At 71.2% G+C, this 11,476-nt stretch carries 9 protein-coding genes; 4 read left to right on the top strand and 5 right to left on the bottom strand.

Features of this window, described 5'->3' with window-relative positions; genetic code table 11:
- Positions 1-33: 33 nt before the first annotated feature.
- Positions 34-1,224, bottom strand: coding sequence for a lipid-transfer protein (locus tag ABT171_RS30670; protein ID WP_351249487.1), 1,191 nt, complete (start codon positions 1,222-1,224; stop codon positions 34-36).
- On the bottom strand, positions 1,221-1,673 hold the full coding sequence (locus ABT171_RS30675; RefSeq protein ID WP_351249489.1) for a Zn-ribbon domain-containing OB-fold protein: 453 nt from the start codon (positions 1,671-1,673) through the stop codon (positions 1,221-1,223). Before ABT171_RS30675 ends, ABT171_RS30670 begins: the two co-directional genes overlap by 4 nt.
- A gap of 119 nt (positions 1,674-1,792) precedes the next feature.
- On the opposite strand from ABT171_RS30675, the gene ABT171_RS30680 reads away from it, so the two are divergent.
- Both ABT171_RS30680 and ABT171_RS30685 read left to right on the top strand, forming a co-directional pair.
- The gene (locus ABT171_RS30680) at positions 1,793-2,602 is read left to right on the top strand and encodes a M15 family metallopeptidase (protein WP_351249491.1); all 810 of its coding nucleotides are present in this window, start codon (positions 1,793-1,795) and stop codon (positions 2,600-2,602) included.
- Between the two features lie 46 nt (positions 2,603-2,648).
- Positions 2,649-3,185 (top strand): NUDIX domain-containing protein, encoded by a 537-nt coding sequence (locus tag ABT171_RS30685; RefSeq protein WP_351249493.1) that lies wholly within the window; start codon positions 2,649-2,651, stop codon positions 3,183-3,185.
- A gap of 9 nt (positions 3,186-3,194) precedes the next feature.
- On the opposite strand, the gene ABT171_RS30690 is transcribed toward ABT171_RS30685, so the two are convergent.
- Positions 3,195-5,555 (bottom strand): glycoside hydrolase family 31 protein, encoded by a 2,361-nt coding sequence (locus ABT171_RS30690; protein ID WP_351249495.1) that lies wholly within the window; start codon positions 5,553-5,555, stop codon positions 3,195-3,197.
- A 214-nt stretch (positions 5,556-5,769) separates the two neighbouring features.
- Here ABT171_RS30690 and ABT171_RS30695 point away from each other — a divergent pair, with 214 nt between their 5' ends.
- On the top strand, positions 5,770-7,746 hold the full coding sequence (locus ABT171_RS30695; RefSeq protein ID WP_351249497.1) for an acetoacetate--CoA ligase: 1,977 nt from the start codon (positions 5,770-5,772) through the stop codon (positions 7,744-7,746).
- Positions 7,747-7,891: 145 nt separating this feature from the next.
- The gene (locus ABT171_RS30700; RefSeq protein WP_351249499.1) at positions 7,892-8,785 is read left to right on the top strand and encodes a DUF8829 domain-containing protein; all 894 of its coding nucleotides are present in this window, start codon (positions 7,892-7,894) and stop codon (positions 8,783-8,785) included.
- 115 nt (positions 8,786-8,900) lie between these two features.
- Here ABT171_RS30700 and ptsP read toward each other — a convergent pair whose 3' ends face one another.
- Entirely contained in the window at positions 8,901-10,571 is a 1,671-nt protein-coding gene (ptsP, locus tag ABT171_RS30705; protein WP_351249501.1) for a phosphoenolpyruvate--protein phosphotransferase, read from the bottom strand.
- A 79-nt stretch (positions 10,572-10,650) separates the two neighbouring features.
- Positions 10,651-11,100: a PTS sugar transporter subunit IIA gene (locus tag ABT171_RS30710; RefSeq protein WP_351249503.1), complete on the bottom strand. Its 450-nt coding sequence runs from the start codon at positions 11,098-11,100 to the stop codon at positions 10,651-10,653.
- Positions 11,101-11,476 lie beyond the last annotated feature (376 nt).

Below are 11,476 nucleotides of genomic sequence, written 5' to 3' on the forward strand. Positions count from 1 at the left end.
TGCGCGCCATACGACCGTCTCGGGCTCTTTGCGTCACCTCACCGCGATCACCGCCGAACCGTGCCCGAACAGCCCCTGGTTGGCGGAGATCCCCACCCGCGCCCCGGCGATCTGCCGGTCGCCCGCCGTGCCTCTCAGCTGCCAGGTCAGCTCGCAGACCTGGGCGATGGCCTGGGCCGGCACCGCCTCCCCGAAGGAGGCGAGACCGCCACTGGTGTTGACGGGTATCCGGCCGCCCGGGGCCGTCGCGCCCTCCCGCAGGAGCTTCGCCCCTTCGCCCTCGCCGCACAGCCCCAGATCCTCGTACCACTGCAACTCCAGTGCGGTGGACAGGTCGTAGACCTCGGCGAGGGAGAGGTCCTCGGGGCCTGTGGCCGCCTCCTCGTAGGCCGCCCGGGCGATGGAGGCCCGGAAGTCTTCGCCGGGGGGCTGCACGGCGAGCGCCGAGTCCGTGGCGATGTCCGGAAGATCCAGCACCGTGTTGGGGAAACGCGGGGTCACCGTCGACACCGCCCGGATCCGCACCGGCCGGGCGACACCGTGCCGGTGCGCGAAGTCCAGGCTGGAGAGCACCAGGGCCGCCCCGCCGTCGGAGGTGGCGCAGATGTCGAGCAGCCGCAGCGGGTCGGCGACCACCGCGGACGCGGCGACCTCCTCGGCGGTGACCCGCTTGCGGTAGCGCGCGTAGGGGTTGAGCGCACCCATGGCGGCGTTCTTCACCTTGACCAGCGCGAAGTCCTCCGGCGTGTCCCCGTGCACCGCCATCCGCCGCCGGGCGTACAGCCCGAAGTACGCTGGATTCGTCGCGCCCAGCAGACGGAAGCGCAGCCAGTCCGGATCCTCGGGGCGCTCGCCGCCGGCGGGCCGGAAGAACCCCTTGGGTGCCGCGTCCGCCCCCACCACGAGGACGACGTCGGCGAGCCCGGCGAGGATCTGCGCCCGGGCCACGGCGATCGCCTGGGCCCCGGAGGCGCACGCCGCGTACACACTGGCGACCCTGGCCCCCTGCCAGCCCAGGGCCCTGGCGAACGTCGCTCCCGCCACATATCCGGGATAACCACCACGCACCGTGTCCGCGCCCACGATCGAGCCGACGTCGCACCAGCCGACACCGGCGTCCGCGAGCGCCGCGCGGGCCGCCGCCGTTCCGTACTCCACGAAGGAGCGTCCCCACTTGCCCCATGGGTGCATGCCCGCGCCGAGCACCGCCACGTCCATCGTCACGCCCTCACCCCCGTCGGCCGCCAGTGCCAGGTCGTCCAGATCGTCTCCGCGTCCTCGTGGAGCACTCCGGGGACGACCTCCACCTCCATGCCCACCGCCAGATCGGTGACGGTGACTCCGGGAGCCCCCTGCCCCAGCACCACCATCCGCTCGGCCTCCAGCTCCACCGCGATCAACGCGCACGGTTCCCACGGAAGTTCCGGATTACTCACATAGGGTGACGGCGGACGGTAGCGACTGTCCGTGTACGACCAGATTCGCCCCCTTTTCGACAGAGGGATCTCCTCCAGCGAGTCGCTGCCGCTGTCGCAGTGCGGGTTGCGGCAGTACGCGTCCTCGCGCGGGAAGAACACCGTGGCGCAGGACGAGCAGCGGGTACCCAGGAGCCGGAAGTCGTCTCCCTCGCCGGTGAACCAGCCGGCGACCGCGGGTGTGCGTGTGTGCGGCACAGCCTCTCCTCACCAAGTGTCTGACGGAGTGTCAGGAGTGTGTCACGGGCGGCCGGAAAAGGGCAGGGCGTTCCCGTGAACCCAACCCACGCCGAGCGCGTCGTGATAGATGCAGGGACATGACCCGACTCACCCGTGCGGTCCGCGGTCTCGTCACCGCCCTCGCCGCCCTGCTGGCCGTGACCGCCTCATCCGCCACCGCCCAGGCGAAGTCCGACCCCGTGGCGCCGAAGGACTTCGTGGCCCTGTCCGCCGTGGACCCGACGATCATCCAGGAGATGCGCTACTTCACCCCGCACAACTTCGTCGGCGAGCGCATCGACGGCTACGAGCAACCCATCTGCATCCTCACCCGCCCCGCGGCACAAGCCCTGCACAGGGCCCAGCTGAAGCTGCTGCGCAAGGGCTACACCCTCAAGGTGTACGACTGCTACCGGCCGCAGCGCGCCGTGAACCACTTCGTCCGCTGGGCCGAGGACCTCGACGACCAGGCGATGAAGCGCGAGTTCTACCCGAATGTCGACAAGACCCGTCTGTTCGAGGACGGTTACATCGCGGAGAAATCCGGCCACAGCCGCGGCTCGACCATGGACCTCACGATCGTCAAGCTCCCCGCGAGGCCGACCCGGCCCTACCACCCCGGGCAGCCGCTCGTGCCCTGTTACGCCCCCGAAGGCGAGCGCTTCCCTGACAACTCTGTCGACATGGGCACGGGATTCGACTGCTTCGACACCCTCGCGCACACACTCGACCCGCGCATCCAGGGTGAGCAGCGCGCCAACCGCCTGCTGCTCAAGAGCACCCTGGAAGACCTCGGATTCGTGAACCTCGCCGAGGAATGGTGGCACTTCACGTACCAGCCCGAGCCCTATCCCGACACCTACTTCGACTTCCCCGTGTCCTGGAAGTCGCTCATCAGCGGGCAGTGAGCCGTCGGCGGAAGACGCCCCTCTTCTGATCGGATACAGTCCGCGCGTGTCCGAAACTCAGCACTCGACTGCCAACTCCGCACCGAACTCCCACTGTTCGAGCTGCGGATCGCCCTATGGAGAGGGCGTTTCAGGCTGGCCGCGCACCTGCCCGTCGTGCGGAACCGTCGCCTACCGCAATCCGCTGCCGGTCGCGATCGCGCTCCAGCCCGTGTACGACACCCAGGGTACGGCCCTGATCGTGATCACCCGGACCGTCACCCCCGCGCGCGGAGGCACGGCACTGCCCGGCGGATACATCGACGACCGGGAGGACTGGAAGCAGGCCGTCGTACGCGAACTCAAGGAGGAGACCGGCATCGACGCGGCCGCGCGCGACGTACGGCTCGTGGACGCCATGAGCTCGCCCGACGGCCACCTGCTGCTGTTCGGACTCCTCCCGGAGCGTCCGGTGGAGGGACTCCCGCCCTCCCACCGCACGGACGAGAGCGAGGGCTGGCAGCTGCTGCGCAGGCCCGAGGAACTCGGCTTCCCGCTGCACACCGTGGCCGTACGGGCCTGGTTCGACGGCCGGTACGTCTAGCCGCGTGGCTCAGCCGAGCCCCCGCACCCGCACCGGGTACGGCGGCTCGGCTGAGCCGTCCTCCCGCTCCCGGGTGACCACCACCCCACCGCCCTGCCGGCGGACGACGTAGCGTTCGATCTCCGGTTCGTCCCAGCCGTCACCCGCGTCCGGCACCACGAGGCCGCCTCCCGTGCGGCCACGCGCGGGTGCCCACACCTCCAGCTCCAGGCCGCCGTCGGCACCGCGCACGGGGATGACCGCGCCCGCGCGCGCGAACACCGGTATCCGCGACAGCGGCGCGTCGACGAGGACCCGCGCCGGTCCTTCGTAGGCCCGCTCCGTCACCGTGTCGTACCACAGGCCCCTCGGCAGCTGCACAGCCCGCCGGTCGGCGCCCGGGTCCAGCACCGGAGCCACCAGCAGACCGTCCCCGAGCAGAAACGTGTCCTCGCAGTCGCGCAGCGCCCGGTCCTCCGGCGCCCCCCACCACAACGGCCGCACATACGGCGCGCCGGTGCGCCGCGCCAGATGCGCGAGGGTCACGAAGTACGGCAGCAGCCGCCGTCGTTCCAGCAGAGCCACGCGCGCGTGCTCCAGCACCTCGGCACCGAACTCCCAGGGCTCCCTGCGCCCCGCCCGGAGACTCGCGTGCGTGCGGAACAGCGGCAGGAACGCGCCGAGCTGGAACCATCTGAGGTACAGCTCCGGCGACGGACTGCCGTCGTAACCGCCCACGTCCGGGCCCGAGTACGGCACCCCGCACAGGCCGAGCCCGAGTACCAGCGACAGCGACGCCCGCAGCCCCGGCCAGCCCGTCGCCACGTCCCCCGACCAGGTGCCGCCGTAGCGCTGCAGCCCCGCCCAGCCCGAGCGCGAGAACAGGAAGGGCCGCTCCTGGCGCGACAGCCGGCGCAGCCCCTCGTAAGCCGCACGGGCCATGCACAGCGCGTACACGTTGTGCGCTTCCCGGTGGTCGCCCCCACGCCCCTCCAAGGCGTGCCGCGCCGAACGCGGCAACGTCGGTTCCCCGAAGGCGTTGAACGACGTCGGCTCGTTCATGTCGTGCCAGAACCCCGCGAAGCCCTGCCCCAGCCGCTCCTCGTACAGCCCGCCCCACCACGCGCGCACGCGCGCGTGCGTGAAGTCCGGGAAGACCGACTCCCCGGCCCACACCACACCCCGCACCTCGCGCCCTGAGGCGTCCCGCACGAACGCGTCCACGGCCGAACCACCGTCGTACACGGCGTTGCCCGGCGCGGCCCGCACAGCCGGAACGACGATCGACACCAACCGGACCCCCTCCCGGCGCAGCTCGTCGGCGAGCTGGGGCAGCTTCGGGAAACGGTCCTCGTCGACGGTGAACACCCGGTGGTCGTCGAAGTGGTCGATGTCCAGGTGCACGGCGTCCAGCGGCAGACCGCGCTCCTGGTAGCCCGAGACGATCCGGCGCACCTCCTGCTCGCTGCCGAAACCCCACCGCGCATGATGGTGGCCGAGCGCCCACGACGGCGGCAGCGCCGGCGCCCCCGTCAGCGAGGCCCAGGTGTGCAGCACGCGCGCGGGCGCACCCACCATCACCCAGCAGCGCAGCGGACCGCCGTCCATCCGCACCTCGCAGCGCCCCGCCCGGTCGTGCCCGGACCCCGCGCCCTCCTCACCCTCCCGCAGGACCACCGTGCCGTCCCACGTGGTGTCGTGGAAGACCAGATGCGTGCCGGCATCGGCCACCACCAGCTGCACCGGCATCGTCAGATACAGCGGATCGTCGCCGGGACCGAAGGCCCGCCCGGGATCGGTGTTCCACAACCGGTACGTGCCGTCCCTCAGCCGGGGCCCCGACGCCCTGCCGCCCAGACCGAAGAAGCGGGCGTCCGCCGCCACCTCCGACCGCTGCATCCACCGTGCCGTGCCCCCGCCGACCGGCTCCCACCAGCGCGGCGGCAGATCCCGCCGCAGGGTCACTCCGCCGGGCGTACACACCTCGACCGCACCGTGCCGCGAGACGGTCACCGTCACGCGCTCGGCGACCACCCGCCAGCCACCGTCCTTGTCCGGCTCCAGCACCGCCCGCGCATCGGGCTCCGGACCGCTCCCCGCGAGCGCGTACGAGGGCTGCGGACCGGCCCCGTCCCACCCCCAGAACACCGCACCGTTCACCGCCACGACGATCCGCAGCTCGGACCGGCCGAACCGGATCAGCCCGCCACCCGGCCCCGGCTCCACACCCTCCACCTGACCCGGGACCCGCGCCCGCTCGGCCCCCCGACGCGGCAGCCCGGCGGCATCGATCCGCCTCCTGCGCCACGCGGCCCGCACGGTCCGCAACCCCCGAGCCGCCCTCCCCGAACCGACCACACTCACCGAACGCACCAGGTCACGACCGTCCATGTTGCTCACCCTGCCACTGAGCACCCCACGCGCGTGTGTCGTTCAACTGGCGTTCACCCGTGCCGGGACCACATCTTCACGACACGGACTATGTGGGGCGCACCCTGGTGTAGAAGTCGATCACATGGCATCGTCCCTGTCAGCCGCGTCACGCGCACACCCCAGCCCGTGCGCGGACCGACGCACACGACGCGCACAGCCCGGGAGCCGCCCCATGTCGACCGCGAACCCCCAGCCACTCTGGCAGCCCGATCCCGCGCGGATCGCCCAGGCCCGCATCACCCGGTTCCAGGCATGGGCCGCCGAGCACCACGGCGCCCCGGCCGAAGGCGGCTACCCCGCCCTGCACCAGTGGTCCGTCGACCAGCTGGACACCTTCTGGAAAGCCGTCACGGAGTGGTTCGACGTCCGGTTCTCGACGCCCTACGCGCGCGTGCTCGGCGACCGCGCCATGCCCGGCGCCCAGTGGTTCCCCGGAGCCACCCTCAACTACGCCGAGCACGCCCTGCGCGCCGCCGCCGACCGCGCGGACGAACCCGCCCTGCTGTACGTGGACGAAACCCACGAACCCCGCCCCGTGACCTGGTCCGAGCTGCGCCGCCAGGTCGGCTCCCTCGCCGCCGAACTCCGCGCCCTCGGCGTACGCCCCGGCGACCGCGTCAGCGGCTACCTGCCCAACATCCCGCAGGCCGTCGTCGCCCTCCTCGCCACGGCCGCCGTCGGCGCCGTCTGGACCTCCTGCGCCCCCGACTTCGGCGCCCGCAGCGTCCTCGACCGCTTCCAGCAGGTCGAACCCGTCGTCCTGTTCACCGTCGACGGCTACCGGTACGGCGGCAAGGACCACGACCGCCGCGAGATCGTCACCGAGCTGCGCCGCGAGCTGCCCACCGTGCGTGCCGTCGTCCACATCCCGCTGCTCGGCACCCAGGCACCCGAGGGCGCCCTGGAATGGGCGGCACTGACGGCTGGCACCACCGAGCCCGTCTTCGAGCAGGTCCCGTTCGACCACCCCCTCTGGGTGCTGTACTCCTCCGGCACCACCGGCCTGCCCAAGGCCATCGTCCAGTCGCAGGGCGGCATCCTCGTCGAACACCTCAAACAGCTCGGCCTGCACTGCGACCTCGGCCCCGAGGACCGTTTCTTCTGGTACACCTCGACCGGCTGGATGATGTGGAACTTCCTCGTCTCCGGCCTGCTCACGGGCACGACGATCGTCCTGTACGACGGCAGCCCCGGCTACCCGGACACCGGCGCCCAGTGGCGGATCGCCGAACGCGCCGGAGCCACTCTGTACGGCACCTCCGCCGCCTACGTCATGGCCTGCCGCAAAGCCGGCGTCCACCCCGCCCGCGACCACGACCTGACCGCGGTGAAGTGCGTCGCCACGACCGGCTCGCCGCTGCCGCCCGACGGCTTCCGCTGGCTGCACGACGAGTTCGCAGAGAGCGGGGCCGACCTCTGGATCGCCTCCGTCAGCGGCGGCACCGACGTCTGCTCCTGCTTCGCCGGCGGCGTACCGACGCTCCCGGTGTACACCGGCGAACTCCAGGCCCCCGGCCTCGGCACCGACCTGCAGGCCTGGGACCCCAGCGGCAAGCCCGTCATCGACGAGGTCGGCGAGCTGGTCGTCACCAACCCCATGCCCTCCATGCCGATCCGCTTCTGGAACGACCCCGACGGCAGCCGCTACCACGACAGCTACTTCGACACCTACCCCGGCGTCTGGCGGCACGGCGACTGGATCACCGTCACCTCGCGCGGCACCGTGATCATCCACGGCCGTTCCGACTCCACCCTCAACCGGCAGGGCGTGCGGATGGGCTCGGCCGACATCTACGAGGTCGTCGAACGCCTGCCCGAGATCAAGGAGTCCCTGGTCATCGGCATCGAGCAGCCCGACGGCGGCTACTGGATGCCGCTGTTCGTGCACCTCGCCCCCGGCGCAGTTCTGGACGAGGCCCTCCTGCACCGCATCAAGCAGACCATCCGCGAACAACTGTCACCGCGCCACGTCCCCGACGAGATCATCGAGGTCCCCGGCGTCCCGCACACCCTCACCGGCAAGCGCATCGAGGTCCCGGTCAAGCGCCTGCTGCAGGGCACCCCCCTGGAAAAGGCGGTCAACCCCGGCTCCATCGACAACCTCGCCCTGCTCGGCTTCTACGAGGAACTCGCCCGCAAGCGCGCCTGAACGCCGTCGGCCCCACCCCCCGGCCGACCCCGGACCGCCCAGCACAGGGGGCGAAGCCCGGGGCCGGCCGCACAGCACCGGCCCGTTGTCAGTGCCGCCGATTACGCTGAGTGAGCATTGATCGACTGCGCACTTTGGGGGAAACATGGCGCACAACGACCACCAGACCATGCGGCGCGTCCTGTGCCGCGAGATCGCCGGCACCATCGGGCTGCTCACCGACGAACACGACTTCCGCGCCATGCGGCGCTACCGCAGCTTCACCTTCGACGACCACCCGACCTACCTCCAGCAGGTCGAGGCCGTCCTCAAGGCCCGCGCCGACCAGGGCACCCACACCACACTCGCCCTGTTCGACCCCGAGGACTACGCCGCCTACTGCGCGGAAGCCGGCCTCGACCCGGAAGCCCCGGCAAGCCGGACCCGCTTCACCGCACACCTCGCAGCCACCGGCCCCACCATCCCGTACGACGGCCGGCCCCTCGCCACGCTCGTACCCGCCCTGGTGGACGAAGCCGTACGGCAGGCGACATGGGAGTACGCCACCACCCTGCTCTCCCGACTCGGCCCCTGCCCCACCTGCGGCGAGGACATCGGCAGGGCGGGCTTCACCCGCGCCTCCGACCTCCTGTGCCGCATCCTTGACACCGCCCCGCCCGGAGACAACCACCTCGTCTGCAGCGTCTCCGGACCACCCGACACCCTGGTCTCCGTCCTCCACGGAGACCAGGACGGCCACGGCGCCACCCGACTCGACGAGGCCGAGGCACTGGAATTCACCAGCGTCCTCGCACTCGGCCTCGCCACCCGCAGCCCCGGCGGACTCGTCCTGCGCACCAGTGCCCCGGGCACACCCGACCGCGTCTACGGCTGGCGCCTGCGAGCCGGCGCCCTCGAACCGCTCACCGCCTCGGAAGTGTTCGACGCCTACTGCACCGACGTGGAATCCGGCGACCTCATCTCCCCGGAGCCCGGCGTCGACTACTGCGAGCCCCCCGACCTCGGAGAGGAGAGCGTGACACCGGGCCACCGACACTGAGCGAGCCGACGCGCCGAACGCGCTGATCACGCCGGCGACAGGGCAAACGCACCAGGGGCGCCCCACCCGAAGGTGAGACGCCCCTGAACCCGGCACGCCGGACACGCCCGTACGGCTACTCGCCGGACAGCACCGCCTGAGCCGCGCCGCGCGCCTCCTCGGCACTGTCGGCGGCACGCGCCGCCGCCGCCGCCCGCTCGCACTGCGCCAGCGTGTACTTCGCCAGCGTCGCCCGGACATAGGGAATCGACGCCGCACCCATGGACAAGGAGGTGACACCCAGACCGGTCAGCACACAGGCCAGCAGCGGGTCGGACGCGGCCTCGCCGCACACACCACAGCTCTTGCCCTCGGCCCTGGCCGCCTCGGCGGACAGCGCCACCAGGTCGAGCAGCGCCGGCTGCCACGGGTCCTGAAGCCGGGACACCGCACCCACCTGCCGGTCCGCCGCGAACGTGTACTGCGCGAGGTCGTTGGTCCCCAGCGACAGGAACTCGACCTCCTGCAGGATCGAACGCGCCCGCAACGCGGCCGACGGGATCTCCACCATCGCGCCGAACTTGGCCCGCAGCCCCGCCTGACGGCACGCGTCCGCGAACGCCTTCGCATCCGCGCGGTCCGCCACCATGGGCGCCATGACCTCAAGGTAGACGGGCAGCCCCTCGGCGGCCTTCGCCAGCGCGGTCAGCTGGGTCCGCAGGATCTCCGGGTGGTCGAGCAGGGTCCGCAGGCCCCGCACACCCAGCGCAGGGTTCGGCTCGTCGGCCGGAGTCAGGAAGTCCAGCGGCTTGTCCGCCCCCGCGTCCAGTACCCGCACCACCACGCGACCCTCGGGAAACGCCTCCAGCACCTGCCGGTAGGCCTCCACCTGCTTCTGCTCGGAAGGAGCGTTCTTGCTGTCGTCCAGGAACAGGAATTCGGTACGGAACAGACCGACGCCCTCGGCACCGGCCTCCACGGCAGCCGGCACGTCCGCCGGGCCGCCCACATTGGCCAGCAACGGCACCTTGTGACCGTCCGCCGTCGCACCCGGCCCGGTCGAGGCGGCCAGCGCGGCCCTGCGCTCGGCGGCCGCGGCCACCAGCTGCGCCTTCTTCTCCTCGCTCGGGTTCACGAAGATGTCGCCGGTACTGCCGTCGACGGCGATCACGGTGCCCTCGGCCAGCTCACCGGCACCCGGCAGCGCCACGACCGCAGGCACACCCAGCGCACGCGCCAGGATCGCGCTGTGACTGGTCGGGCCGCCCTCCTCGGTCACGAAACCCAGCACCAGAGACGGGTCCAGCAGCGCGGTGTCGGCCGGAGCGAGATCCCGCGCCACGAGCACATACGGCTGGTCACTGTCCGGCACGCCCGGCATCGGAACGCCCAGCAGCCGCGCGACGATACGGTTCCGCACGTCATCCAGGTCGGCCACCCGACCGGCGAGGTACTCACCGGCACCGGCCAGCAGCTCCCGGTACGCCGCGAACGCGTCGTACACCGCGCGCTCGGCGGTGCTGCCGACGGCGATCCTCCGGTCCACGTCCGCCATCAGCTCGGGGTCCTGGGCCATCATGGCCTGCGCCTCAAGCACGGCCTGGGCCTCGCCGCCCGCCAGATTGCCGCGCGCCATCAGATCGGCGGCGACGGCGTCCACGGCCTGACGGGCCCGCCCCTGCTCGCGCTCGGCCTCCTCGGCGGGGATCTGCTTCGCCGGCGGCTCCAGCACCGCCGTGCCCATGTGCCGAACCTCGCCGATGGCCACGCCATGGCTCACGCCGACGCCTCGCAGCGTTGTCTCCATCTCACCCGTCTCCGATAGTGCGGCGGATTTCGCCGCCGTGATGGTTGTCCTGTTTCGCCGTCCTGCGACGGCCGTACCGTCAGTTCCAGGAGAAGAGGCTGTCGCCGGCCTTCACGTCACCGCTGTCACGGAGATCGGAAAGGGACTCGGCCGTGGCTTCGAGCGCGACGACCGGGCAGACCGGGGACTTGCCGGCGGCCTCGACGGCGACGGGGTTCCAGCGCACGACGGCCTGACCGCGCGTCACGGTGTCGCCCTTGTTGACGAGCAGCTCGAAACCCTCTCCGTTGAGCTGCACCGTGTCGATACCGAGATGGGTGAGCACGCCGTGCCCGCTGTCGTCCACCACGACGAAGGCGTGCGGGTGCAGGGAAACGATCACTCCGTCAACGGGCGCCACGGCCTCGGAAGGCTCACGCACCGGGTCGATCGCGGTACCCGGGCCGACCATGGCCCCGGAGAAGACCGGATCAGGCACTTCGGCCAGTCCGATGGCACGTCCAGCAAGAGGGGACGTCACGGTGGTCATGGGAAGCCTCCCAAAGAGTGGAGCTGCGCACTGAGCAGCAGCGTATGTCATGTGAAGTGGCCGTTCCGTATGGAAGCTAGCAGCTAGTGGTCTAGACCACCAACCCGACGGATTTGCACCCGCTTCAAGGCCCCGTGTACAGTCGTACTCCTGCTTGGGACGGAGGGCCGCGAAAGCGCCCTCACTCGGCAGGACCCAAACTCGTCAGATCCTACTTTCGGATCCGCTTCTGCATGCTCGCAGAGGGTGGTCAGGGAGACGGAAAAACCCTGGTAGAGTTTGAAACACCGAAGGGAAGCCCGGAGGAAAGCCCGAGAGGGTGAGTACAAAGGAAGCGACCGTTCCTTGAGAACTCAACAGCGTGCCAAAAATCAAC

Origin of the sequence: Streptomyces sp. NPDC001851 (assembly GCF_040297165.1) — a bacterium.
GTDB lineage: Bacteria > Actinomycetota > Actinomycetes > Streptomycetales > Streptomycetaceae > Streptomyces.